The following is a 24,069-nucleotide window of genomic DNA, read 5'->3' as shown; positions in this document are numbered from 1 at the left end:
GCCAGGGAATAGCCAATCGCGCGGAGACGCTCCATGATCGGTGCGCACGGCGTGATGCAGGGCAGGAAGTTCGATCCGGATGAAACGTCTCAAGATCCTGTGGCGGTGGTTTGCGCGGAAGTCCGGCTTTGCGCGGCTGATGTGCCTCGTGCTGCTGATCGCCTTCGCCGGGATCCGCGTCTGGGATCCGCCGCCGGTCCAGGAGTTGCGGCTGCGGACCTTCGACATGTTCCAGTTGATCGACCCGCGCCACAAGGCGGTGCGGCCCGTCACCATCGTCGACATCGACGACAAGAGCCTCGCCAGGCTCGGCCAGTGGCCGTGGCCGCGCACGCAGATCGCCGACCTGATCCTCAACCTCACCCATAACGGAGCGGTGGCGATCGGCTTCGACGTGGTGTTTTCGGAAGCCGACCGGCTCAACCCGGATCTGGTCGCGGGCCAGATGCGCGATCTGGACGACGCCACCCGCGCCAGGCTGCGCGAACTGCCGAGCAACGACCAGATCCTGTCGGAGGCGATCAAGCGATCGCGCGTGGTGTTGGGCGAGACCGGGCAGCCGGCGGTCGGGTCCGAGGTCGACAAGTCGCTTCCCTTCACCGGCGTGGCGACGGTCGGCGAGGAGAATGCCGAACGCTTCCTGTTCGAATTCCCAGGGCTGTTGCGCAACGTGCCCATCATCGAGAAGGTCGCCGCCGGCCGCGGCCTGTTCACCATCAGGACCGAGCGTGACGGCCTGATCCGGCGCGTGCCGATGATCATGCTCGCCCAGGGTAACATCGTGCCCTCGCTCAGCCTCGAGATCCTGCGCGTCGTCACCGGCACGCCGACGCTGTTGGTCCGGACCGACAAGACCGGCGTGCGGGCCGTCCGCCTCAAGGGCGTCGAGATCCCGACCGACAAGAACGGTCAGCTCTGGGTGCACTATGCCCGCCAGGATCCCTCGATCTACGTCTCGGCGGCCGACGTGCTCGACAACACCGCGCCGCCGGGCAAGATCGCCGGCAAGCTGGTGCTGATCGGCACCTCTGCGGTCGGGTTGAACGACATCAAGACCACGCCGGTGTCGTCGACCATGCCGGGCGTCGAGATCCACGCCCAGGTGCTCGAAAGCGTGCTGAGCGGCGCGGTCATCTCCCAGCCGAACTATGCGCTCGGCGTCGAATTGCTCGCCGCGCTCGTCATTGGCGTGCTGGTCATCATCTTCACGCCGAATCTCGGGCCGGTGCGGCTGGTGCTCGCGGGCGCGATGTTCGCCGCGGTCCTGATCGGAACGTCCTGGTTCTTCTATGCCCGGTACCGCTACCTCATCGACTTCACCTATCCGCTGTTGTCGACGACCGCGATCTATCTGTCGTTCATCTTCGCGAGCTTCGTGCGCGAGCAGCGGCAGCGGAAGGAGATCCGCGGAATATTCGCGCAGTATATGTCACCCGTTTTGGTCGAGCAGATGGCGCAGTCGCCGGAAAAGGTCGTGCTCGGCGGCGAGGAGCGCGAGATGACGATCATGTTCTCCGACGTGCGCGGTTTCACTACGATCTCGGAAAGTTACAAGCACGACCCGCAAGGCCTGATAGCGCTGATGAACCGCTTCCTGACGCCGCTCACCGACGTGATCATGGAAGAGAAGGGCTATGTCGATAAGTACATGGGCGACGCCATCATGGCGTTCTGGAACGCACCGCTCGACGACAAGGCACACGAAATCAACGCCTGCGAGGCCGCGATCCAGATGCTCGAAAAGATCGACGTAGTCAACAAGGACCGCCAGCAGGAGGCCGCCGACGGCGGCCACATCTACATTCCGCTCAAAGTCGGTATAGGTCTCAACACCGGCATCGGCGTGGTCGGCAACATGGGCTCCGATCTGAAAAAGAACTATTCGGTGCTCGGCGACAGCGTGAACCTCGCGTCGCGCCTGGAAGGTCAGACCAAAGAGTACGGCTTTCCGATCATCGTCGGCTCCAGGACGGCGCTCGCCGCCAAGGACAAGTTCGCGATCCTCGAGCTCGACTTCATCATGGTCAAGGGCAAGAGCGAGCCGGAGGTGATCTACGCGATTGCCGGCCGCGAGGACGTGATGCATTCTGGCGCCTTCCAGCGCCTGCGCAACGTCACCATCGAAATGCTCGGCTGCTACCGCAATCGCGACTGGCAGGGCGCGCTGGATGCCATCGAGCGCGGCCGCAGGAGCGAGGATGCCGACACGCTGGAAAAGCTGTTCAAACTTTACGAGGCGCGCATCAAGGATTGCCAGGTCAATCCGCCGGCAGAGGGATGGACCGGGGCGTATGCGCTGCTGACGAAGTAGGTGATTGCGCTGCACATGTGAGCCGCACTGCAGCCATACACTCGCTGTCGTCCCGGACAAGCGAGCGCAGGGCAGCGCTCAGCGCTGCCCCGGAGCGAGCGCAGATCCGGGACCCATAGCCCCAGGGAGAAGTTGTGGTGCGAGATTGGTAGCCACGAGTCTGCGCCAAACACCTCCCTGTGGCTATGGGTCCCGGGCTCGCTTCGCGCCCCGGGACGACGGCGGTGTTTGCCGCGGCAGACTGCCCTCACTCCACCCCGATCGTCGTCAGATCCTGGAACCAGTGCTGCGCCTGGACGAACTGCTTGATCTTCGGCGACAGCGCATGCGGGTTGGTGTCGTGGACGACCCAGACCAGCGCGGCGTCGTCGACGATCAGGGCGTGCGCCTGCGCGATCAGCTCGTCCTGCTTGGCGGTGTCAAAAGTCTGCTTGGCCTCGTTGATCAGCGCGTCGACCTTCGGGTTCTTGTAACCGCCCCAGTTGACGCCGACCGGCGCGATCTGGTCGGAGGCGAAGAAGCGGACGATGGCGTAGAGCGGGTCTGACGTCACATAGGCGATGTTGTTGGCAGTGATGCCGGCGTTCATCTCGTCGGCCGCGCCCTTGCGCCAATGGGTATAAAGCGTCTCGAGCTCGACCACCTTGAAGTCGATGTCGATGCCGATCTCCTTGAAGCTTTGCTGCAGGAACTCGTTCATCGGCAGCGACAGCATCTGGCCGGTGCCGCCCTGCGCGATGATGAAGGTGGCCTTCAACGGCTTCGCCCTGGAGTAACCGGCCTCTTCGACCAGCTTCTTGGCCGCGGCGAGATCATATTTCAGCTCAAAGGTCGGCTTGCCGAACCATGGGCTCGACGGATCGACCTGGCCCTTGGCGGGTTTTGCAAGGCCATTCATCAGGCCCACCACCGCCTCGCGATCGATCGCAAGGTTCAGCGCCTTGCGCAGGCGGATATCGGTCCAGGGCGAGCCCGGCAGCACGCTCAGATGATAATTCCAGACATGCGGCGTGACGTTGTCGACGATCTTCATGCCGGCGGCTTTCAGCTGCGGCACGGCGTCCGGCGCCGGCGTCTCGATCAGGTCGACTTGCCCCGCGAGCAGCGCGTTGGTGCGCGTCAGCGCTTCCGGCATCGGCACCAGCACGATCTTGTCGACCTTGGGAATGCGCTTCTTGTTCCAGTAGTCCGGGTTCTTCGTGAGCTCGGCGAGCTCGCGCGGCACGAGCTTGGTCAGCTTGAACGGGCCGGTGCCGGAGGGCTGGCTTGCGAACTTGTCCCAATCCTTGCCGAGCTTCTCGTATTGCGCCGGGCTCGACACCAGGAACCACAGCATTTGATAGGGGAAGAAGGAGTCGACCGTCTTGGTCGTGATCTCGATGGTGGAGTCGTCGATCTTGGCGTAGCTCGCGACCGAAGGCAGCCGCGTCTTCACCTGCGCGCTCTGCCGCTTGTCGAATTGCGGCGCCTTGTCGTTGAGCACCTTGTCGAGATTCCAGATCACCGCGTCGGCGTTGAACTCGCTGCCGTCGTGAAACTTCACCCCCTTGCGCAACGTGAAGCGCCATTTGGTCTTGTCGGTGTCGTCGACCTTCCATTCGGTGGCGAGGCCCGGCACCAGCTTGCCGGGGCGATCGGCGACGTCCATCTCCCAGGCGACGAGGGGATCGTAGATCGTGTAGGCCGTGAACTGATAGGCGCCGGCGCCGCGATCGGGCTGGCCGGTCGTCAGCGGAATATCCGCCATCGAGATGCCGTAGCGCACCACCGTTTCGGCGCGCGCCGAGATTGCGGACAACGCCAGCGCAAGCACGGCGAGACAGGTCGATAATCGGATACGCATGGCCCAAAGCTCCAAGGAAAACTGAAGGGAGAATTCGAGGCCAAACTTGCAATCTTGATGCCAGAATAGGCAGCAAGGCGCCTTTGCTGCTACTTGATCACAAGGACTTGTCGTCGCAGGGGCAATTCGCAGAATAAGTTTCCCCATTGGCATAGGCATTGCATACGTTTGCATCAAAATTAATCATCGAAAGCCGGAAAAGGACTGAGGTAATGCTTATCAAGACAACCACACGCGCGGCGCTGATTGCGGCGCTCGCCCTGACGACTGCGGCCGCGTGGCCGCGTGCCGCCAGCGCCGAGACCGTGCTGCGCATCGGCATGACCGCTGCCGATATTCCGCGCACGCTGGGGCAGCCCGACCAGGGTTTTGAAGGCAACCGCTTCACCGGCGTCACCATGTATGACGCGCTCACCGGCTGGGATCTGTCCTCCGCCGACAAGGCCAGCGTGGTGATCCCCGGCCTGGCCACCGAGTGGAAGGTCGACGATTCCGACAAGACCAAGTGGACCTTCAAGCTGCGCCCCGGCGTCACCTTCCATGACGGTTCGCCGTTCAACGCCGATGCTGTGGTGTGGAATGTCGAGAAGGTCCTGAAGCAGGACGCGCCGCAATTCGATCCGAGCCAGGTCGGCGTCACGGCATCGCGCATGCCGACGCTCGCTTCTGCAAAGAAGATCGACGACATGACGGTCGAGCTCACCACCAAGGAGCCCGACAGCTTCCTGCCGATCAACCTCACCAACCTCTTCATGGCGAGCCCGGCGAAGTGGCAGGCCTTCTATGACAAGGCGGAAGGTGCCGACGCCAAGGCGAAATCGCAGGCCGCCTGGACCGCGTTCGCCAAGGATGCCTCGGGCACCGGCCCGTGGAAGATGGCGAGCTTCACGCCGCGCGAGCGGCTCGAGCTGGTCAAGAACGCGAACTATTGGGACAAGGCGCGCGTGCCCAAGGCCGACAAGATGGTGCTGCTGCCGATGCCGGAGGCGAACGCGCGCACTGCGGCGCTGCTCTCCGGACAGGTCGATTGGGTCGAGGCGCCGGCGCCGGACGCACTCCCCGAGCTCAAGCAGCGCGGCTTCAAGCTCTACGCCAACGAGCAGCCGCACGTCTGGCCGTGGCAGTTCTCGCGCGTCGAGGGCTCGCCCTGGAACGACATCCGCGTGCGCAAGGCCGCAAACCTCTGCGTCGATCGCGATGGCCTCAAGGACGGCCTGCTCGCCGGCCTGATGGTGCCTGCGACCGGCACCTTCGAGCCCGGCCACCCCTGGCGCGGCAAGCCGACCTTCGAGATCAAGTATGACAAGCCGGCCGCGCAGAAGCTGATGCAGGAGGCAGGTTTTGGTCCGAACAAGAAGCTGACGGTGAAGATCCAGACCTCGGCCTCCGGCTCGGGCCAGATGCAACCGCTGCCGATGAACGAATATCTCCAGCAGGCGCTCGCCGAATGCTATTTCGACGTGCAGCTCGACGTCATCGAATGGAATACACTGTTCACCAACTGGCGCCGCGGCGCCAAGGATCCCTCGGCCAACGGCTCGAACGCGACCAACGTCACCTATGCGGCGATGGACCCGTTCTTCGCGCTGGTGCGCTTCCTGCAATCGAGCATGGCCCCGCCGGTCTCGAACAATTGGGGCTTCATCAACAATCCCAAGTTCGACGAGCTGGTGAAGAAGGCGCGGCAGACCTTCGATCCTGCCGCGCGTGACGCCGCGCTCGCCGAACTGCACGCGGCCTCCGTCGACGACGCAGCCTTCCTCTACGTCGCCCACGACGTCGGCCCGCGCGCCATGAGCCCGAAAGTGACCGGTGTGATCCAGCCGAAGAGCTGGTTCATCGACTTCTCGCCGATCTCGATGACGCCGTAGTTCGCGCCACACGCACAGTGCACCCTCTCCCCTTGCGGGAGAGGGTGGCTTCGCGAAGCGAAGCCGGGTGAGGGGTTCTCTCCGCGGGTGCGGACCTCTCGGCCGATGCAGTACCATCCGCGGATAGAACCCCTCATCCGGCGCTCGCGCGCCACCTTCTCCCGCAAGGGGAGAAGGGAAGAAAGAATCCGACGTGCTCGCCTATATCGCCAGACGCATCGTCTATGTGATCCCGATCGTCATCAGCGTGGCGCTGGTGTGCTTTCTGCTCGTGCACATCACGCCGGGCGATCCGCTGGTCGCGGTGCTGCCGGCCGATGCCTCGCAGGAGCTCGCGGCGCAGCTTCGCGCTGCTTATGGCTTCGACCGCCCACTGCCAGTGCAGTTCGGGCTGTGGCTGCTGCGCGCGCTACATGGCGATCTCGGCAATTCCATCGCGACGGGACGCCCGGTGCTCGCCGAAGTCATGCGCGCGGTCGGCAATACCGTCACGCTCGCGATTGCGGCGGCGATCATCGGCTTCACGATGGGCATCCTGCTCGGCCTGGTCGCTGGCTATTTCCGCGAAACCTGGATCGACAAGCTGGCGACATCCTTTGCCATCGCCGGCGTCTCGGTGCCGCATTACTGGCTCGGCATGGTGCTCGTCATCATCTTCTCGGTCGAGCTGAACTGGCTGCCCGCGGTCGGCGCCGGACCCGGCGGCTCCGCCGCCTGGGCCTGGGATTGGGAGCACCTTAGATACCTCGTACTGCCGGCGATCACGACTTCGGTGATCCCGATGGGCATTGTTACCCGCACCGTGCGTGCGCTGACCGGCGACATCCTCTCTCAGGATTTCGTCGAAGCCCTGCGTGCAAAGGGTCTACACGAGACGGGCGTGTTTCGTCACGTCATCAAGAACGCCGCGCCCACCGCGCTCGCGGTGATGGGGCTTCAACTGGGTTATATGCTCGGCGGCTCGATCCTGATCGAGACCGTGTTCTCCTGGCCGGGCTCGGGCTTCCTGCTCAATTCGGCGATCTTCCAGCGCGACCTGCCGCTGTTGCAGGGCACGATCCTGGTGCTGGCGTTGTTCTTCGTCTTCCTCAATCTGCTGGTCGACATCGCGCAAGCCGCGATCGATCCGCGCATCAAGCGGGGCTAGCCGATGAGCGAGCTTCCGTTGTCTGTTACGAGTGATGCCGCGCTCCAGGCCGCGCCCGCGACCAAGGCGCGCGGCTATTGGGCGACCGTCGGCCGCCGCATCCGTCGTGACAAGGTCAGCATGGCCTGCGCGCTGGTGCTGTTGCTGATCTTCCTGTCCGCGATCCTCGCGCCGTGGCTCGGACTGGAGGATCCCTACAAGGGCTCGATGATCCGTCGCCTCCGGCACATCGGTACAGTCGGCTATCCACTGGGCACCGACGAGCTCGGGCGCGACATGCTGGCGCGGCTGATCTATGGCGGGCGGTTGTCGCTGGTCATCGGCATCTTGCCGGTGATCCTCGCCTTCGGCATCGGCACCTCGCTCGGCCTCGTCGCAGGTTATGTCGGCGGCAAGCTCAACACCGCGATCATGCGCACGATCGACGTATTCTACGCATTTCCATCCGTGCTGCTCGCGATCGCGATTTCCGGCGCGCTGGGCGCCGGCATCCTCAACTCCATCGTGTCGTTGACCGTCGTGTTCGTGCCGCAGATCACCCGCGTCGCCGAAAGCGTCACCACCGGCGTGCGCAACATGGACTTTGTCGAAGCCGCGCGCGCCTCCGGCGCAGGCCCCATTACCATCATGCGGGTGCACATCCTCGGCAACGTGCTGGGCTCGATCTTTGTCTATGCCACCAGCCTGATCTCGGTCTCGATGATTTTGGCGGCCGGCTTGTCCTTTCTCGGTCTCGGCACCAAGCCGCCGGAGCCGGAATGGGGATTGATGCTGAACACGCTGCGCACCGCGATCTACGTCAATCCCTGGGTCGCCGCGTTGCCCGGTGCGATGATCTTCGCGGTCTCGATCTGCTTCAATCTGCTCTCGGACGGCCTGCGCAGCGCCATGGACATCAGGAACTAGGCCATGATGAGAGAGACGCAGATTGCCACGGCGTCGGTGCCACACCTCTCCCGAAGGGAGAGGTCGGATCGCATCGAAAGATGCGATCCGGGTGAGGGGTTACGCTCGACCGAGAATGCCGCTCCCCCTCACCCGGCGCTCCGCGCCGACCTCTCCCCGATGGGGAGAGGTGAAGGACAGCGAGCATGAGCGAGACCAACACTTCTATCGCCATGCTTGAGCCCGTCGAAGACGTTGGCGGCGTCGCGCAGCCGCTGCTCCAGGTCAATGGGCTGACCAAGCATTTCCCGGTTCGTGGCGGGCTGTTCGCCGCGAAGCGCACGGTGCGTGCCGTCGACAATGTCTCCTTCTCCGTCGCCAAGGGCGAGACCGTGGGCATCGTCGGCGAATCCGGCTGCGGCAAGTCGACCACCGCGCGCCTCCTCATGCACCTGATGCCGCGCGATACTGGCGACATCATCTATGACGGCATGGCCGTCGGTCAGTCATTGTCGCTGCGCGAATTGCGGCGCGGCATGCAGATGGTGTTCCAGGATTCCTACGCCTCGCTCAATCCGCGCCTGACCATCGAGGAATCCATCGCCTTCGGCCCGAAGGTCCATGGCATGGCGGATGGCACAGCGCGCGCATTGGCGCGGGAGCTGCTCGGCAAGGTCGGCCTAGTCCCTGCAAATTTCGCCAACCGCTATCCGCACGAGATTTCCGGCGGCCAGCGGCAGCGCGTCAACATCGCGCGGGCGCTGGCGTTGTCGCCACGGCTGGTGATCCTCGATGAAGCCGTGTCCGCGCTGGACAAATCGGTCGAGGCGCAGGTGCTCAATTTGCTTGCCGATCTCAAGCGCGAGTTCGGCCTGACCTATCTCTTCATCAGTCACGACCTCAATGTCGTGCGCTACATCAGCGATCGCGTGCTGGTGATGTATCTCGGCGAGGTCGTCGAGCTCGGCCCGGTCGACCAGGTATGGGACAGGCCTGCGCATCCCTATACGCGTGCGCTGCTGGCTGCGATGCCGTCCTCGGACCCGGACCGTCGCACGGAGCAACCGCCGATCACCGGCGATCCGCCCAATCCGATCGATCCGCCCCCGGGCTGCCGCTTCCATACCCGTTGCCCGTTTGCGGAGCCGCTCTGCGCAAATGCGACACCAAAACTCACCGCGCTCGATAGAATGGGCCACGAGGCCGCGTGCTACATGGCAATTCCGGGTTCAGGCCATAGCCGCGCGCCCCGAGAGGAAACCGCATGACGAGACCAACGACCAAAGAGATTAAGGCGACCGCGCAAGTCGCTGGTGTTCCCGTCGACGACGAGATCGCAACGCGCATCTCCAATTCGATCGGACCGGCTTTCGAGGGTTTTGCGGCGATCGCCGGCACGCTGCCGTTCGATCTCGAGCCCGCGCTCTATGTGCTCGCACAGACCACCAAGGTGTCGAAATGAGCCCTGAGCCCGCATTGATGACGCTCACCGAGGTCGCGCGTGCGATCGCGATGAAGCAGGTCTCCTCGCATGAGGTGACGCGCGCGCTGCTGCACCGCATCGCGCAGTGGCAGCCGCATCTCAACGCCTTCATGTCGATCGAGTCCGAGGCTGCGCTGAAGGCGGCCGATGCCGCCGACGCCGAGCTCGCCAGGGGTGAGCTGCGCGGCCCGCTGCATGGCGTGCCGCTCGCGCACAAGGACATGTATTATGATGCAGGCCACGTCGCGACCTGCGGCTCGCTGATCCGCCGCGATTTCGTGCCGACCGTGACCTCCACCGCCTTGCAGCGCTTGAAGGACGCCGGCCAGGTCCGGCTCGGCACGCTGCATCTCGCCGAATTCGCCTATGGCCCAACCGGGCACAACGCCCATTACGGACCAGTGCGCAATCCCTGGAACGTCGCGCATATCACCGGCGGCTCGTCGTCGGGCTCCGGCTCGTCGGTCGCGGCGCGATTGACCTATGCGGCGCTCGGTTCCGACACCGGCGGCTCGATCCGCATGCCTGCGCATTTCTGCGGCGTGACGGGACTGAAGACCACCTGGAGCCGCGTCAGCCGCGCCGGGGCGATGCCGCTGTCGCAATCGCTCGACACGGTCGGCCCGCTTGCCCGCACGGCCGAGGACTGCGCGCTGCTGCTGGCGCTGATGGCCGGCCCCGATCCGGAGGATTCGACCGCAAGCCATGAGCCGCTGTCGGACTATGTCGGTGCGACCAAGGGCTCGCTGACGGGCCTGAAGATCGGCGTACCCGCATCCTTCTATGTCGACGATCTCGACAGCGAGGTCGCGCGCGTGCTGGACGAGACCATCGCGGTGCTCAAGCGCGAGGGCGCCGACATCCTCACAGTCGAGCTGCCGGATCAGCGACAATTGTCCGCGGCGAGCCAGCTCGTGCTCGCGGCGGAAGCGGCCGCCTTCCACAAGCGCTGGATGATCGAGCGTCCGCAGGATTATGGCTCGCAGGTGCTGATGCGGCTCCAGAACGGTCTCGCCGTTCCCGCCATCACCTATCTCGAGGCGATGCGCTGGCGCGGTCCGGCGCTCGCCGCGCACAATGCAGCCACCGCGGGTGTCGATGCGGTGATCGCACCGGCATCTCCTGTGCCGGCGCCGACCATTGCGGAAAGCGACGTCGGCGGCGGACCGAGTGCACCGGCGCTGTTGCAGCGGCTGACGCTGTTCACCCGTCCGGTGAATTTTCTCGGCCTGCCGTCGCTGACCGTGCCGTCCGGCTTCACCAAGGGCGGCCTGCCGATCGGCATGCAGCTGATCGGCCGCTCCTTCGATGAAGCGACCTTGCTCACCATCGGCGCTGCGTTCCAGCGCGTGACCGACTATCACAATAGGTTGCCGAAACTGCCGTCATGACAAAGCTCGTCGACATATCAGGCCTCAATATCCGCTTCACCGGGGAGCGCACGGTCTTTGCCGTGAACGACCTCAGCCTCTCGCTCGGCGACGGCGAGGTGCTGGGCCTGCTCGGCGAGTCCGGTTCGGGCAAGAGCGTGACCTTGCGCGCGCTGATGCGGCTGTTGCCGAAGAAGCGCACGCAGATCGCAGGCAAGGTCAACGTGATGGGCCGTGACGTGCTTGCGATGAACGACGAGGAGCTGTCGTCGTTCCGCGGCCAGACGGTGTCGATGATCTTTCAGGAGCCCGCGCTCGCGCTCGATCCGGTCTACACCATCGGCGCGCAGATCGCCGAAAGCGTGGTGCGCCACGAAGGCAAGTCTTATGCGGAGGGCCGCGCGCGGGCGCTGGAGATGCTCGAGGTCGTGCGCATTCCTTCAGCCAAGCGTCGCCTCGACGCTTATCCGCATGAGATGTCCGGCGGCATGCGCCAGCGCGCGATGATCGCGTTGGCGCTGGCCTGTCGGCCGAAAATTCTGCTCGCGGACGAGCCGACCACCGCGCTCGATGCCACCGTGCAGATCCAGATATTGTTGCTCTTGCGCGAACTACAACGCGAGTTCGGCATGTCCGTCATCTTCGTCACCCACGACATCGGCGTCGCCATCGAGATCTGCGACCGTGTCGCGGTGATGTATGCCGGCCAGATCGTGGAGCAGGGCACGCTCCGCGACATCGTGCGCTCCCCGGTGCATCCCTATGCCAAGGGCCTGCTCGCCTCCACCATCCACGGCGCCAAGCGCGGGCAGCGGCTCGAGACCATCCCCGGCACCCCGCCTTCGCTCGCCGAGAGGCCGCACAACTGCTCCTTCGCCCCGCGTTGCTCGGTTGCCCAGCCGCGCTGCCTGGAGCAACTGCCTGCGAATGTGGAGGTCGGGCCAGGCAGGGCGGCGAGGTGCGTGCTCGCGGAGGCGGCGACGGCCGCTTCGTAGCGAGCTTGTTGTCGCTGCGATTTTGTCGATGTGAACTGAACTGTAGCCCCGCGCACGACTGCGCTCCCTCCCCCCTTGTGGGGGAGGGCGGGGGAGAGGGTAGCGACGAACTCCGGCGCCCGCGGCCACCCCCTCCCTGCCCCTCCCCCGCAAGGGGGGAGGGAATGAGAGAGCAGTGCGCTCCTGACTTCAAAAATCCCCTACGCCTGCACCGAGTTGTCACAATTCACCGGGAGCACCCGACCAAGAGCCGTTCTACTGTGCATGGGGTTGTTTTCGACATTTTTGCCGGCGCGGAACCCCCAAGGCTCGTGGCGGACACTATTCAGACCCCATTCATCCCGGTTCCGGTTCCATGCGGGTCGTTCATGGAGAGGGATCTCACTTATGTACATTTCCAATGAAGGCCTGCTCGTCATCCTGTTCGTCGGCCTGGTGGCTGGCTGGCTTGCCGGCAAGGTGGTGCGGGGCGCCGGCTTCGGCATCATCGGCGACATCGTCATCGGCATCGCCGGCGCGTTCGTAGCGAGCTTGCTGTTTCCAAAGCTCGGCATTCACATCGGCTCGGGGCTCGTGTCCGAGATCGTCTATTCTGCGATCGGCGCGGTTATCCTGCTGCTGGTGGTGCGGCTGGTCCGCGGCGGCGGCCGGTTCTAGCGGCGCCTCGGTTCACGCATGGGAACTTTCCACCTCTCCCAGCCTGGGGAGAGGTGACATGCCTGCAAGAAAAAGCCGCAAGGCTGTGAGATTCCGGATTTGCGTGCAAGGCCGGTCGGGGTAGATGTGGGACGTTGGGGGTCCTGGATTAATTCGACTGCGTTGGACGACGGGGGAGAACGCGGTGTTAATCCGGGTCGAGTACCCCTGAATTGGCTTTTGAAATCAGGGGTTTTGCCCCCACCCGAAAGAGATCAGACTGATGGCAGCCGTTCCGGGCCTCCGCCGTTCAGAGCTCGGTGACGCGCTGCGCGCTTGTCGCATGGCGTTTATCGGCCTTGGCTTGATGAGCTGCATGATCAACCTGCTCTATCTGACCGGGTCGATCTTCATGCTGGAGGTCTACGACCGGGTGCTGCCGAGCCGCAGCATCCCGACACTGGTCGGCCTGATCGTCCTCGCCGGCGGCCTCTATATGGCGCAGGGCGTGCTCGACATGATCCGCAGTCGCATCCTGGGACGGATCGGAACCGCGCTCGACGAAGCCCTGAACAAGCGCGTGTTCGACACCATCGTGCGCCTGCCGCTGCTGGTCGGCAGCCGCAACGAAGGGCTTCAGCCGCTGCGTGATCTCGACAATGTCCGCTCCTTTCTCGGTAGCATGGGACCGAGCGCGTTCTTCGACCTGCCCTGGCTGCCGCTCTATCTCGCCATTTGCTTCGCCTTCCATGTCATGATCGGCGTGACCGCGCTGATCGGCGCCGTCATCCTGGTCGGGCTGACGCTGGTCACCGAGTTCCTGTCCCGCCAGCCGGCGCGTGAGGCGATGGGGCTTGCCGCCCAGCGCAACGATCTCGCCCAGTCCAGCCGCCGCAATGCCGAGGTGCTGGTGTCGATGGGCATGGCTGGCCGGCTGAACCAGCGCTGGAGCGAGGCCAACGAAAAATATCTCGCCGGCAATCAGCGTGCGAGCGATGTCGCCGGCGGTCTCGGCGCGGTCGCAAAAGTGCTGCGCATGATGCTGCAATCGGCCGTGCTCGCGGTCGGCGCCTATCTCGTCATCCATCAGGAGGCGACCGCCGGCATCATCATCGCGGGCTCGATCCTCTCCGCCCGCGCGCTGGCGCCGGTCGATCTCGCGATCGCGCATTGGAAATCCTTCGTCGCCGCCCGCCAGAGCTGGCATCGCCTCAGCCGTCTGCTGGAGCAGATGCCGGCGCAGGCGACGCCGACCCAATTGCAGGCGCCCACCAGCCGGCTCTCGGTCGAAGGCGTTGCCATGGTGCCGCCGGGCGACCAGCGCCTCATCGTCCAGGACGTTACTTTCGCGCTGGAAGCCGGCAACGGCCTGGGCGTGATCGGGCCGAGCGGTTCCGGCAAATCGTCGTTGATCCGCGCGTTGGTCGGCGTCTGGCACCCGGTGCGCGGCAAGGTGCGGCTCGACGGCGCGGCGCTCGACCAGTGGGCGTCCGACGTGCTCGGCCGCCACATCGGCTATCTGCCGCAGGACGTCGAATTGTTCGGCGGCACCATCGCGCAGAACATCAGCCGCTTCGATCCCGAGGCCACCTCTGATGGCATCATCTCTGCGGCCAAAGAGGCCGGCGTGCATGAGATGATCATCAAGATGCGCGAGGGCTACAACACGCAAGTCGGCGAGCAGGGCACTTCGCTCTCCGCAGGCCAGGCGCAGCGCGTGGCGCTGGCGCGCGCGCTCTACGGCAATCCGTTCCTGATCGTGCTCGACGAGCCTAACTCCAATCTCGACACCGAGGGCGACGAGGCGCTGACCCGCGCCATCCGTGTCGCCCGCGAGCGTGGCGCCATCGTCATCGTGGTGGCGCATCGGCCGATCGGCGTCGAGGCGGTCGACCAGATCCTGGTGCTGCGCGACGGCCGCATGCAGGCGTTCGGCCCGAAGGAGCAGGTGCTCGCCCAGGTCCTCCAGCCCCGCGTCGCGCCTCCGGCGCCGATCAAGATCGTCAGCGAAGGCGGAGTGTCCAAATCATGAGCACGATGGCGATCGGCAACACAAAAAAGCCTGCCGCGAAGAAGGGTGTGCAGCAGTCGATCCGGTTTCACCTGATCCTCGGCCTCGGGATCGTGCTGGTCCTGGGCGCCGGCCTTGGTGGCTGGGCGTCGACAGTGTTGATTTCCGGCGCGCTGATCGCGCCGGGCCAGGTCGTGGTCGAATCCAACGTCAAGAAGGTGCAGCATCCGACCGGCGGCGTGGTCGGCGAGGTGCGCGCCCACGACGGCGACGTGGTCAAGGCGGGCGACATCGTGGTGCGGCTCGATGATACCGTCACCAAGGCAAACCTCGCCATCGTCACCAAGAATCTCGATGCATCGCAGGCGCGCGCGGCGCGGCTTCAGGCCGAGCAGCGCGGACTGGACAAGATCGAGTTTCCGCAATCGCTACTCGATCGCGGCAACGATCCCGACGTCAAGGTGCTGCTCTCCGCCGAGACCAAACTGTTCGACGTCCGCGTCAACGGTCGCGCCGGCCAGAAGGCACAGCTTCGCGAGCGCATCCAGCAGCTCAACGAGGAGATTGAAGGTCTCTCGGCGCAGGAGACGGCCAAGGACAAGGAAATCTCGCTGGTGCTGCAGGAGCTCACCGGTGTCCGCGATCTCTACGACAAGCACCTGGTGCAGATCTCGCGCCTGACCACGCTCGAGCGCGACAGCGCCCGCCTCAACGGCGAGCGTGCGCAGTACATCGCTTCGCGGGCGCAGGCCAAGGGCAAGATCACCGAGACCGAGCTCCAGATCATCCAGGTCGACAAGGACATGGTGAGCGAGGTCTCCAAGGACCTGCGCGAGACCAATGACAAGATCGGCGAGTCGATCGAGCGCAAGGTCGCAGCCGAGGACCAGCTCCGACGCGTCGACATCCGCGCGCCGCAGGACGGCATGGTGCTGCAATCGACCGTGCATACCGTCGGCGGCGTCGTCACCGCCGGCGACGCCCTGATGCTGATCGTGCCGCAGGCCGACGATCTCCAGGTCGAAGCCAAGGTCAATCCGGTCGACATCGACAAGCTCCAGATCGGCCAGAAGACCTTGCTGCGCCTCTCCGCCTTCAACCAGCGCACCACGCCCGAGCTCAACGGTGTCGTCAGCCGTGTCTCGCCCGACGTCACCACCGACCAGCGCACCGGGCAGAGCTACTACACCATCCGTGTGTCGATGTCGGCGGAAGAGGTCGCCAAGCTCGGCGATTCCAAGCTGATCCCTGGCATGCCGGCGGAAGCCTTCGTCCAGACCGGCGACCGCACCATGCTGTCCTACCTGATGAAGCCGCTGCACGACCAGTTCATGCGGGCGTTCCGGGAGAAGTGACGCGCGAAAGCGCGTGATCCAGAACTGCGCTTAGCGCGCATCCGGGATCTCGGGCTATAGACTCGATCTCGTAGGGTGGGCAAAGGCGCGCAGCGCCGTGCCCACCATTTTTCCCGCGATAATCAGGATGGTGGGCACGCTCCGCTTTGCCCACCCTACGCGTCTTCATTCTTGCTATAGTTCGACTCAAGCCCAGCAACCCGGCGTCGAACAATGCAATCCATCCAGACCCCGCCCTCCGTCGCCACAGAAGCCTTCTCCGATGCGGCCGCCGCCGTTGCCCGCCTCGAGGACATTTACGAACGCAACACCAAATTCCTGCGCGACCGGTTCGAGGCCTATGTCAACGGCGAAGAGATGACGACGCGGGTGCGGGCCCATTATCCCTTCGTCCGCGTCACGACCGCGACCCATGCGCGGCTCGACTCACGTCTCGCCTATGGCTTCGTCGCACGGCCCGGCGTGCACGAAACCAGCGTGACCAGGCCGGATCTGTTCCGGACCTATCTCACCGAGCAGATCGGATTGCTGATCCAGAACCACGGCGTGCCGGTCGAAATCGGCGAGTCCGGCGAGCCGATCCCCGTTCACTTCGCCTACCGGCGCGACATCAATATCGAAGCCGCCATCACCACCAGCGAGAACTCGCCCGTCACGCGCTCGCTGCGCGATGCATTTGACGTGCCCGATCTCGCCACCATGGACGATGCAATCGCCGACGGCACGTTCGAGCTACAGCCGGGCGCGCCCGAGCCGTTGTCGCTGTTCCGCGCCGCCCGCGTCGATTACTCGCTGCGCCGGCTCTATCACTACACCGGCACCGACCCCGAGCATTTCCAGAACTTTGTCATTTTCACCAACTACCAGTTCTATGTCGACGCCTTCGCGCAGCTCTGCCAGCAGCGCCTCCAGTCCGGCGAGGCCGGCCTCGAAGCCTTCGTCGCGCCCGGCAACGTGATCACCCACAATGGCGGCGCGACGACCGGTGTTGCGCCGGCGCGCACGCCGCAGATGCCGGCCTTCCATCTGGTGGAGCCCGGCTATCGCGGCATCACCCTGATCAATATCGGCACCGGTCCGTCCAATGCGCGCAACGTCACCGACCACGTCGCGGTGCTGCGGCCGCATGCCTGGCTGATGCTCGGACATTGCGCCGGCTTGCGGAACACTCAGCGGCTCGGCGACTACGTGCTCGCCCATGGCTACGTGCGCGAGGACCACGTGCTCGATCGCGAGCTGCCGCTTTGGGTCCCGATCCCGGCGCTGGCCGAGATGCAGGTCGCACTTGAAGATGCCGTCGAAGACGTCACGGGCCTGGAAGGCTTTGAGCTCAAGCGCCTGATGCGCACGGGCACGGTCGCCAGCGTCGACAACCGCAATTGGGAGATCAGCGGGCCCGAGGTCATTCGTCGCCTGTCGCAATCGCGTGCCGTCGCCCTCGACATGGAGTCGGCCGCGATCGCCGCCAACGGCTACCGCTTCCGCGTCCCCTACGGCACGCTGCTCTGCGTCTCCGATAAGCCGCTGCACGGCGAGATCAAGCTCGCGGGCATGGCCGGCGAATTCTACCGCCGCCGCGTCGGCCAGCATCTCGAGATCGGCCTGAAGGCGCTAGAGCGGCTCAAGCAGCAGGAGTCGGAGCGGCTGCATTCGCGAAAGCTCCGCAGTTTCGCTGAAGTGGCGTTTCAGTAACGCGCTCATCTTCCGCTACTGGAAGGACAGGAGAACTGTCGTACGAATGTTGACGTCTCCGTTAACACCGAGTCACGGAATATCGAAGCCAACGCAGGGTTATCACGTCTCCGGGGTCGCTTGGATCAATACGGGAGACAGAAATGATCGAAACGATGATCAGGTTCGTTACTCTGGGAACGTTTGCGGCGCTGATGGCTTCCCCGGCGTATGCCGCGGGAGGAGGTGGGGGCGGTGGTGGTGGAGGCGGAGGCAGCGATCCGTATGGGAGCGCCTATTCAACGCCGAGCACCGCTCAACCGACCTACCCGAAGCGCTCGGGAACAAAGGCCGGCCAGAAGAACAAGAAACCCAACAACCAGTCTGGCATCGGCGATCCGGCGTTCGCGATCGGCTATCGCGCTGCCTACGATACCATCTACGAGCGTAACGACTATGCGGCCGCGATCGAGCAATTGAAATCGCTCGGCCATGACGACCATCCGAACGTTGCCAACCTCATTGGCTATTCCTATCGCAAGCTCGGCGACTACAAGCAATCACAGGTCTGGTACGAGCGCGCGCTGAAGGCGGATCCGAACCACGTGCTGACCTGGCAGTACTATGGGCTATGGCAGCTCGAGCAGGGCAATCGGGAGCAGGCGCTCTATCATCTGAGCCGGATTGCCGCCATTTGCGGGACGGATTGCGAGGAATACAAATCGCTGGCCGCGGCGCTGGAAAAGCCGACTGGCACGGCGCTCGTATACTGACCGCGCACGGTGGGTTGGCTGCGAAACGCAACTCACCGACGCATGGTGACAAGGCGTCAGATTTTCAGCATTGTCCCGTTCGGGGGTGCGAACGGGACAATTGGATGCCGCTGACGCGCGACAAGATCGTTGGCCACGACCTGGAACGACTGGCCTTTCGTTTCACCATGCTGAACGACGCCGAGGTCGTGCTGTGTCAGATCAGCGACGCCGCCATGGACGAACTTGCGGGCATGGAGGGTACCGAAAGCAGCGCACGCCAAGCTCAGTTCCTGTCGCTGCGCGAGACGGTCGAACGGATCGCGTCGGATCTCTACGACGAAGCACCGCGGTTCAAGGGATACGTGGTGCGGATTTTCATGCGGCATTTGGGGCGGTAACCGGGCATACGCGCAAGTTGCGATGCCGGTGAAATGGTTCATTAAGAGCAACCTGTGATAGCATTGGATGTCGGCGGAGCAGCGTGAGATCATGCTTGCTGTTCGCCCACGCCATATCTCCCGTATGACCCGGCGATCCATATTGCTGCTCGTATGCGTTGCCGTGATGGCCGGAAGCCTGGTGTACACGCACCTCTTCGGGCCAAGCGCCTTTGAGCGCGATTTCGATCAGAACATCGCGCGTTTTCCTTTAGCGGCGTCGATTGCGCGCAGCGATCGAAATCTCAGAGATGTCTTCCTCCGTGAGACTGAAGAGGCGTTCAACGGGGGCGGATGGCCCGCCGCCAATGGTGCGCTCAATATGATCCTTGCAGCCGAGATGGAAGCCTATGCCGACGATGAGCACATCAATGCCATAGACCGTGCGGAGCTGGCGGCCCTTCTGAAGCTCGCGAGCAACCCATTGGCATGCAAGTCCTATCTTTTGGCTGGTTCCCAGCGCGGTGAATTTCCGGAAGCGGCGCAAGAGTTTGCGAACCTTGGATCGGCTCATGGAGCGGCGATCGAAAACGGATTCGAACGCAAAACGAATGGTGTTGCCCGGGCACAGGCGAGCGACGCGGAGATCATGGCGATCGAAACGCAATTGAATCTGGGGCCATTCGCGGAGCTCACCCGACAAGAGCTTGGGGCTCAGGCAAGATACCTCGATGGTAATCCTGATCGCATGTGGAGCGCGGCCATCAAGAAGCAGCTCAATCTGCTTTCAGGAGACACTGGCGGCGCCGCTCACGCCTCGCGCATACGGAGAGCAAGGAAGTGCAAGATTGATATTGTCGAGGTTCGCGCGAAGCTATGCCGGGAGCCCGGCAACGGCTTGTCCTGTTCTTAGCGGGGACACCGCGACGCGCCGGGCTGAGGGCCTCGTCACGGCTTGGCGTTTTCGGCGAAATGCTTGCGAAAGAATGCGACAACATCTGCATGAAGCCGTCGATGGAAGTCCGCGCGATCGAAGCCCGGCGCATCGGTACAGATTGCAGGGGCTTCCTGGGCTTCCTTCGGTGTGCAGGTTGCGAGGAAGGAATAATGCTTGGCATTTTCCGCGAAATGGTAGTCCGGCTTGACCGGAAGCCTTTGACTGATGGCAGCTGCACAGCACCCGGATAGACCGTCGGCATTCAGTGCCGGGTCGGAGCTCCACAATTGGACCGGTACATTTATTCCTTTCAGATTCTCCTCAGGGAAGACGAACACCGGGTAAGGATCGATGATGACGGCAGCCTTGACGCGCGGGTCATGGGTGATCGGCTGCTCCGGGAGTTCGCCGTTTTCGAGCTCCTTGCACGCCCTCAAGCTCGACGTCGCGCAGTTCGGTAATCCCTTCCGCAGATCGGGATTGCCGCCGATGACGGCAAGGCCGGTGTAGCCGCCAAATGAAAATCCATAGAGCCCGATACGCTGTGCATCAACGCGTGGCGCGTCCGGCCATGCGTCCAGCATATAGTCGATCAACCGCCTCATATCTGCGGGGCGCTCGACGAGAACCGAAAGACTGTCGGTGCGGCTCGTGTCGCGCCAGGTGTCGCCGGGATGATTGAGCGTCGCCACGACGAATCCGGCATCCGCCAGGGCCGCCGCAGTGTCGTGGTGACCGCCGAACCATCCTCTCCTGCCGTGCGACATCACGATCAGTGGAAGCTGTTCTCCAGTGACCGCACATCCGGGCACAGCGAAAAAGGTGGCTCCACGCGCATCCATCTCTCGCGGAGGCTCCGCACAAGGAGTCCAAACCAGCAATCTGATTGCAGGTCCCGCCGGACCGGCAGGAATGTCGAAGTTTCTGACCCCGGCGGCTTGCGCCGCTGTCACCCCAAGGAAGAACAGGATAGCGAAAGCCAACGCAGGCTGGCGCATCACCGCTCCTATCGAGCCCGCTGGTCGGAGGACGTTCACTTCTCCAAATTCCGCAACAGCAGCTTCAGCGCCGTCTCCGCAAACGTCTGCATATTCGCAAACCGGTCGTTGCTCCCCGTCTCCAGCGTCATCATCTCCGCCGCAGGGCCTGCGACCGCCATGCAGCTATGGCCGGCCGCGTCGCCGTAGCGGTTGCCGGTGGGGCCGGTCGCGCCTGTTTCCGAGAGCCCCCAGTCGCAGCTGAAGCGGCCGCGCATCTGCTCGGCCAGCAATTTCGCGTAAGGCTCGGAGGACGATCGAAAGCCCTTCATGCCGTCATCCGAAATATCCATCAGCACGCGTCGCGCATCGCGGGTGTAGACCACGGCGCCGCCGAGGAAATAGGCCGATGCGCCGGGCACTGCGAGCAGGCTCGCCGAGATCAGGCCGCCGGTCGAGGATTCCGCGACCGCGATGGTCTGTTTGCGCGCGATCAGTTTTGCTGCGACCTGTTCCGCAATGCCAACGAGCTCTTTCATTCCTGCACCTCTGATCCTCGCAATTGAGCTGTGTCTTCGTAGCATATGACAATGGCATTGGCCGAGTTGCGGGCGGCGGGCAGGCCTGCTTGAATGGCAGGACGCAAAAGGGCGCGGCGAAGCGCCGCGCCAGAGAATCGAGGAAACGTGAGAAGGGAGACGTTATGGCGTCCCTGATCGCCGGCGGGGTGGATTGCGACGTGCATCCGGCCGTGCCGCATCTGACCAGCCTGCTGCCGTACCTGAACGACTACTGGCGCGATCAGGTGACGACGCGCGGCATGGTCGACCTCGTCTCGCAATCCTACCCGAAGAACTCGCCGATCGTGGCGCGGCCTGATTGGCGCCCCGAAACCGGCAAGCCGGGTGAAAGCCTGGGAGACATGCAGCGCCATGTGCTCGATCCCTTCCAGGTCAGCCACGCCATCTGCAATCCGCTCTACGGCGTGCAGATGGTGTTCTCCGAGGACATGCAGGCCGCTTTCTGCCGCGCGCTGAACGAGTGGCTGGCGAAAGAATGGCTCGATCGCGATCCGCGGTTGCGCGGCTCGATCGTGATCCCCACGCAAAATGTCGAGAAAGCCGTCGCCGAGATCGAGCACTGCGCGCAGGACAAGCGCTTCGTGCAGGTGCTGATGCTGGTGATGGGCGACACGCCGCTCGGCAAGCGCGCGCTGTGGCCGATCTATGAGGCGGCGGAACGGCTCGACCTGCCGGTCGGCATCCATGCCGGTTCCGCCTATCACAATCCGCCGACCGCGGTGGGCTGGGGTTCCTACCATATCGAGGACTATGTCGGTCAGGCGCAGGCGTTCCAGACCCAGCTCACCAGCCTGATCGTCGAGGGCGTGTTCGCCCGCCATCCGCGCCTGAAGATGGTGATGCTGGAGTCCGGCATCTCCTGGATCTCCCCCTATCTCTGGCGGCTGCACAAATTCTGGCGCGGGGTGCGGATGGAGACGCCCTGGGTCGATCGCGCGCCGCTGGAAATTGTGCGCAGCAACATCCGCTTCTCGTTACAGCCATTTGACGCGCCGCCGGATGAAGCAACATTAATTCGCCTGTTTGATCATATGCAGTCGGACGAATTGGTCCTATTCTCCACGGACTATCCGCACTGGCAGTTCGACGGCCAGGACGCGCTGCCCGAAGGTCTCACCCCCGATCTCGTGCGCAAGATCATGATCGATAATCCGCTCGCGACCTATCCCCGCCTGACTTAGCCCGCTGCCAAAGGAGGCAAGGCGATGAATATCCAGTTCCGCGAAGGCACCGAAGCCGCTTCCCCCCTCACGGCCAAGACCGCGATTGCGGACTGCGACATCCATCCGGCACGCGCCACCCGCACCGAGCTCTATCCCTACCTCGCCAAGCGCTGGCAGCATCATCTCGAAATCTACGGCGTCCATGCCTATCAGGGCATGATGGAAGGGCCTCCCTATCCGAAGGCCCAGCCCAACGCCTCCCGCCGCGATGCCTATCCGCCGGAAGGCGGCCCGCAGGGCTCCTCGCTGTCCTTCATGCAGAAGCAGCTGCTCGATCCCAACAATGTGCAGTTGGGGGTGCTCAATCCGCTCAATACCGGGCAGGGCATTCGCAATCACGAGCTCTCGGCCGCTTTGTGCTCGGCGATCAACGACTGGCAGATCGACAAATGGACCTCCAAGGACAAGCGGCTGAAGGGGTCAATCGTCGTCGGCAATGAGGACGGGCTGTCGGCCGCCGCCGAAATCCGCGAGCGCGCCGGCGACAGGAACTTTGTCCAGGTGCTCTTGCTCAGCCGCAATGTCGAGCCGCTCGGCCAGCGCCGCTACTGGCCGATCTATCAGGCCGCCGAAGAGGCCGGCCTCCCCGTCGGCGTCCACGCCTTCGGCTTTGGCGGCAACCCGATCACGCCGTCGGGCTGGCCGAGCTACTATGTCGAGGAGATGGTCGGTCATTCGCAGTGCCAGCAATCGGCACTGGCGAGCCTCGTGCTCGAAGGCGTGTTCGAGCGCTTCCCGAAACTGAAGATGGTGATGATCGAGGCCGGCTTCGGCTGGGCGCCGTCGCTCGCCTGGCGGCTCGACAAGGTCTGGCAGCGATTGCGCAGCGAGGTGCCGCATGTCAAGCGGCCGCCGTCCGAATATATCCGCGAGCAGGTGTGGTGGACGACGCAGCCAATGGAGGATCCGGAGCGGCGCGAGGACCTGTTCGACGTCATCAAATGGATCGGCTGGGATCGCCTGCTGTTCGCGACCGACTATCCGCATTGGGACTATGATGAGCCGTCGCGCGTGCTGCCGGCAGGTGTCAGCGAGACCAACCGCGAGGCGTTCTATCTCGGCAATGCGCGCGCGCTTTACGGAATCAGTTGATGGCGCGGCATGTGGTTGCCGCGGTTGATGAGCTTCCGCCCGGCACGCGAAAATTCCTGGAGATCGACGGACGGCCGATCGCGGTCTTCAACATCAAGGGCGAGTATTTCGGCCTGATGAATCGCTGCCCGCATCAGGGCGCGGCGTTGTGCGAGGGCCCGCTGATCGGGCTCGCGCAATCCAGCGACCCCGGCGAGATCGAATACACAAAACTCGGCGAGATCATCCGCTGCCCCTGGCACGGCTGGGAGTTCGACATCCGCACCGGCCAGTCCTATTGCGACCCGCGCCGCTTCCGCGCGAAGGCGTATCCGGCCCATGTCGAGCCGGGTGCCGCTGTCGTGAAGGGGCCGTACGTCGCGGAGACGATTCCAGTGAAGGTCGAGAGCGACTACGTGATGGTGGAGCTCTGACCCCACCGTCATTCCGGGGCGATGCGACGGGACCGCGGAAAGCGCGGCCCGGGAGGATCGAACTATGATGCGCAATTGCGCATCATAGAATCCATTGGGCCGCAGGAGCGCTGGGAGAGATGGATTCCGGGTTCGC

General features: G+C 63.9%; 21 protein-coding genes. 18 read left to right on the top strand and 3 right to left on the bottom strand.

The window, feature by feature from the left end; all coding sequences use genetic code 11:
• Positions 1-79: 79 nt before the first annotated feature.
• The gene (locus tag ABIB73_RS20400; RefSeq protein WP_354226699.1) at positions 80-2,311 is read left to right on the top strand and encodes a CHASE2 domain-containing protein; all 2,232 of its coding nucleotides are present in this window, start codon (positions 80-82) and stop codon (positions 2,309-2,311) included.
• Between the two features lie 247 nt (positions 2,312-2,558).
• Here ABIB73_RS20400 and ABIB73_RS20395 read toward each other — a convergent pair whose 3' ends face one another.
• Positions 2,559-4,154 (bottom strand): ABC transporter substrate-binding protein, encoded by a 1,596-nt coding sequence (locus ABIB73_RS20395; RefSeq protein WP_354226697.1) that lies wholly within the window; start codon positions 4,152-4,154, stop codon positions 2,559-2,561.
• 212 nt (positions 4,155-4,366) lie between these two features.
• Between ABIB73_RS20395 and ABIB73_RS20390 the strand changes: the two genes are divergently transcribed.
• The 14 genes from ABIB73_RS20390 (at position 4,367) to ABIB73_RS20325 (ending at position 19,623) form a co-directional block, all read left to right on the top strand.
• Positions 4,367-6,025: an ABC transporter substrate-binding protein gene (locus tag ABIB73_RS20390; protein WP_354226696.1), complete on the top strand. Its 1,659-nt coding sequence runs from the start codon at positions 4,367-4,369 to the stop codon at positions 6,023-6,025.
• Between the two features lie 193 nt (positions 6,026-6,218).
• A complete protein-coding gene (locus ABIB73_RS20385) occupies positions 6,219-7,172 on the top strand; it encodes an ABC transporter permease (protein WP_354226694.1) in 954 nt (317 codons plus the stop codon).
• A gap of 3 nt (positions 7,173-7,175) precedes the next feature.
• Positions 7,176-8,078 carry an ABC transporter permease gene (locus ABIB73_RS20380; RefSeq protein ID WP_354226692.1) on the top strand — a complete coding sequence of 301 codons (903 nt, stop codon included), beginning with the start codon at positions 7,176-7,178 and terminating at the stop codon, positions 8,076-8,078.
• A 185-nt stretch (positions 8,079-8,263) separates the two neighbouring features.
• Complete coding sequence (locus ABIB73_RS20375; protein WP_354226690.1) at positions 8,264-9,325, top strand: ABC transporter ATP-binding protein; 1,062 nt, start codon at positions 8,264-8,266, stop codon at positions 9,323-9,325.
• Entirely contained in the window at positions 9,322-9,519 is a 198-nt protein-coding gene (locus ABIB73_RS20370) for a hypothetical protein (protein WP_354226689.1), read from the top strand. The genes ABIB73_RS20375 and ABIB73_RS20370 overlap by 4 nt, the downstream gene beginning before the upstream one ends.
• Positions 9,516-10,931, top strand: a complete 1,416-nt coding sequence (locus tag ABIB73_RS20365; RefSeq protein WP_354226687.1) for an amidase — start codon at positions 9,516-9,518, stop codon at positions 10,929-10,931. Before ABIB73_RS20370 ends, ABIB73_RS20365 begins: the two co-directional genes overlap by 4 nt.
• The gene (locus ABIB73_RS20360; RefSeq protein ID WP_354226685.1) at positions 10,928-11,905 is read left to right on the top strand and encodes an ABC transporter ATP-binding protein; all 978 of its coding nucleotides are present in this window, start codon (positions 10,928-10,930) and stop codon (positions 11,903-11,905) included. The genes ABIB73_RS20365 and ABIB73_RS20360 overlap by 4 nt, the downstream gene beginning before the upstream one ends.
• Before the next feature lie 387 nt (positions 11,906-12,292).
• Positions 12,293-12,562 carry a GlsB/YeaQ/YmgE family stress response membrane protein gene (locus ABIB73_RS20355; protein WP_354226683.1) on the top strand — a complete coding sequence of 90 codons (270 nt, stop codon included), beginning with the start codon at positions 12,293-12,295 and terminating at the stop codon, positions 12,560-12,562.
• 262 nt (positions 12,563-12,824) lie between these two features.
• Positions 12,825-14,573 carry a type I secretion system permease/ATPase gene (locus tag ABIB73_RS20350; protein WP_354226681.1) on the top strand — a complete coding sequence of 583 codons (1,749 nt, stop codon included), beginning with the start codon at positions 12,825-12,827 and terminating at the stop codon, positions 14,571-14,573.
• Entirely contained in the window at positions 14,570-15,907 is a 1,338-nt protein-coding gene (locus tag ABIB73_RS20345) for an HlyD family type I secretion periplasmic adaptor subunit (RefSeq protein WP_354226679.1), read from the top strand. The genes ABIB73_RS20350 and ABIB73_RS20345 overlap by 4 nt, the downstream gene beginning before the upstream one ends.
• Positions 15,908-16,120: 213 nt before the next feature.
• Positions 16,121-17,599 carry an AMP nucleosidase gene (locus ABIB73_RS20340; RefSeq protein WP_354226677.1) on the top strand — a complete coding sequence of 493 codons (1,479 nt, stop codon included), beginning with the start codon at positions 16,121-16,123 and terminating at the stop codon, positions 17,597-17,599.
• A gap of 143 nt (positions 17,600-17,742) precedes the next feature.
• On the top strand, positions 17,743-18,351 hold the full coding sequence (locus tag ABIB73_RS20335) for a tetratricopeptide repeat protein (RefSeq protein ID WP_354226676.1): 609 nt from the start codon (positions 17,743-17,745) through the stop codon (positions 18,349-18,351).
• 104 nt (positions 18,352-18,455) lie between these two features.
• Complete coding sequence (locus ABIB73_RS20330; protein WP_354226674.1) at positions 18,456-18,731, top strand: DUF1488 family protein; 276 nt, start codon at positions 18,456-18,458, stop codon at positions 18,729-18,731.
• 67 nt (positions 18,732-18,798) lie between these two features.
• Positions 18,799-19,623 (top strand): hypothetical protein, encoded by an 825-nt coding sequence (locus tag ABIB73_RS20325; protein ID WP_354226673.1) that lies wholly within the window; start codon positions 18,799-18,801, stop codon positions 19,621-19,623.
• 35 nt (positions 19,624-19,658) lie between these two features.
• On the opposite strand, the gene ABIB73_RS20320 is transcribed toward ABIB73_RS20325, so the two are convergent.
• Positions 19,659-20,645: an alpha/beta hydrolase family protein gene (locus ABIB73_RS20320; protein ID WP_354226671.1), complete on the bottom strand. Its 987-nt coding sequence runs from the start codon at positions 20,643-20,645 to the stop codon at positions 19,659-19,661.
• A 35-nt stretch (positions 20,646-20,680) separates the two neighbouring features.
• Entirely contained in the window at positions 20,681-21,163 is a 483-nt protein-coding gene (locus ABIB73_RS20315; RefSeq protein ID WP_354226669.1) for a CinA family protein, read from the bottom strand.
• A gap of 164 nt (positions 21,164-21,327) precedes the next feature.
• On the opposite strand from ABIB73_RS20315, the gene ABIB73_RS20310 reads away from it, so the two are divergent.
• From ABIB73_RS20310 to ABIB73_RS20300, 3 genes are read left to right on the top strand one after another with little or no spacing between them, the layout of a single operon-like run.
• On the top strand, positions 21,328-22,386 hold the full coding sequence (locus ABIB73_RS20310; protein WP_354226667.1) for an amidohydrolase family protein: 1,059 nt from the start codon (positions 21,328-21,330) through the stop codon (positions 22,384-22,386).
• A gap of 24 nt (positions 22,387-22,410) precedes the next feature.
• Entirely contained in the window at positions 22,411-23,520 is a 1,110-nt protein-coding gene (locus ABIB73_RS20305) for an amidohydrolase family protein (RefSeq protein WP_354226665.1), read from the top strand.
• Complete coding sequence (locus tag ABIB73_RS20300) at positions 23,520-23,933, top strand: Rieske (2Fe-2S) protein (RefSeq protein ID WP_354226663.1); 414 nt, start codon at positions 23,520-23,522, stop codon at positions 23,931-23,933. Before ABIB73_RS20305 ends, ABIB73_RS20300 begins: the two co-directional genes overlap by 1 nt.
• Positions 23,934-24,069 lie beyond the last annotated feature (136 nt).

Source organism: Bradyrhizobium sp. F1.4.3 (genome assembly GCF_040548375.1).
In the GTDB taxonomy this organism is placed as follows: domain Bacteria; phylum Pseudomonadota; class Alphaproteobacteria; order Rhizobiales; family Xanthobacteraceae; genus Bradyrhizobium.
Note: the sequence above shows the minus strand (reverse complement) of the source record. Positions and strands in the feature narration are given on the sequence as shown.

What these genes read in the sequence shown, in the direction of transcription:
- ABIB73_RS20400 (WP_354226699.1), top strand. Translation starts at nt 80, where the DNA reads ATGAAACGTCTCAAGATCCTGTGGCGGTGGTTTGCGCGGAAGTCCGGC.
- ABIB73_RS20395 (WP_354226697.1), bottom strand. Translation starts at nt 4,154, where the DNA reads ATGCGTATCCGATTATCGACCTGTCTCGCCGTGCTTGCGCTGGCGTTG.
- ABIB73_RS20390 (WP_354226696.1), top strand. Translation starts at nt 4,367, where the DNA reads ATGCTTATCAAGACAACCACACGCGCGGCGCTGATTGCGGCGCTCGCC.
- ABIB73_RS20380 (WP_354226692.1), top strand. Translation starts at nt 7,176, where the DNA reads ATGAGCGAGCTTCCGTTGTCTGTTACGAGTGATGCCGCGCTCCAGGCC.
- ABIB73_RS20375 (WP_354226690.1), top strand. Translation starts at nt 8,264, where the DNA reads ATGAGCGAGACCAACACTTCTATCGCCATGCTTGAGCCCGTCGAAGAC.
- ABIB73_RS20370 (WP_354226689.1), top strand. Translation starts at nt 9,322, where the DNA reads ATGACGAGACCAACGACCAAAGAGATTAAGGCGACCGCGCAAGTCGCT.
- ABIB73_RS20365 (WP_354226687.1), top strand. Translation starts at nt 9,516, where the DNA reads ATGAGCCCTGAGCCCGCATTGATGACGCTCACCGAGGTCGCGCGTGCG.
- ABIB73_RS20360 (WP_354226685.1), top strand. Translation starts at nt 10,928, where the DNA reads ATGACAAAGCTCGTCGACATATCAGGCCTCAATATCCGCTTCACCGGG.
- ABIB73_RS20355 (WP_354226683.1), top strand. Translation starts at nt 12,293, where the DNA reads ATGTACATTTCCAATGAAGGCCTGCTCGTCATCCTGTTCGTCGGCCTG.
- ABIB73_RS20350 (WP_354226681.1), top strand. Translation starts at nt 12,825, where the DNA reads ATGGCAGCCGTTCCGGGCCTCCGCCGTTCAGAGCTCGGTGACGCGCTG.
- ABIB73_RS20345 (WP_354226679.1), top strand. Translation starts at nt 14,570, where the DNA reads ATGAGCACGATGGCGATCGGCAACACAAAAAAGCCTGCCGCGAAGAAG.
- ABIB73_RS20340 (WP_354226677.1), top strand. Translation starts at nt 16,121, where the DNA reads ATGCAATCCATCCAGACCCCGCCCTCCGTCGCCACAGAAGCCTTCTCC.
- ABIB73_RS20335 (WP_354226676.1), top strand. Translation starts at nt 17,743, where the DNA reads ATGATCGAAACGATGATCAGGTTCGTTACTCTGGGAACGTTTGCGGCG.
- ABIB73_RS20330 (WP_354226674.1), top strand. Translation starts at nt 18,456, where the DNA reads ATGCCGCTGACGCGCGACAAGATCGTTGGCCACGACCTGGAACGACTG.
- ABIB73_RS20325 (WP_354226673.1), top strand. Translation starts at nt 18,799, where the DNA reads ATGTCGGCGGAGCAGCGTGAGATCATGCTTGCTGTTCGCCCACGCCAT.
- ABIB73_RS20320 (WP_354226671.1), bottom strand. Translation starts at nt 20,645, where the DNA reads ATGCGCCAGCCTGCGTTGGCTTTCGCTATCCTGTTCTTCCTTGGGGTG.
- ABIB73_RS20315 (WP_354226669.1), bottom strand. Translation starts at nt 21,163, where the DNA reads ATGAAAGAGCTCGTTGGCATTGCGGAACAGGTCGCAGCAAAACTGATC.
- ABIB73_RS20310 (WP_354226667.1), top strand. Translation starts at nt 21,328, where the DNA reads ATGGCGTCCCTGATCGCCGGCGGGGTGGATTGCGACGTGCATCCGGCC.
- ABIB73_RS20305 (WP_354226665.1), top strand. Translation starts at nt 22,411, where the DNA reads ATGAATATCCAGTTCCGCGAAGGCACCGAAGCCGCTTCCCCCCTCACG.
- ABIB73_RS20300 (WP_354226663.1), top strand. Translation starts at nt 23,520, where the DNA reads ATGGCGCGGCATGTGGTTGCCGCGGTTGATGAGCTTCCGCCCGGCACG.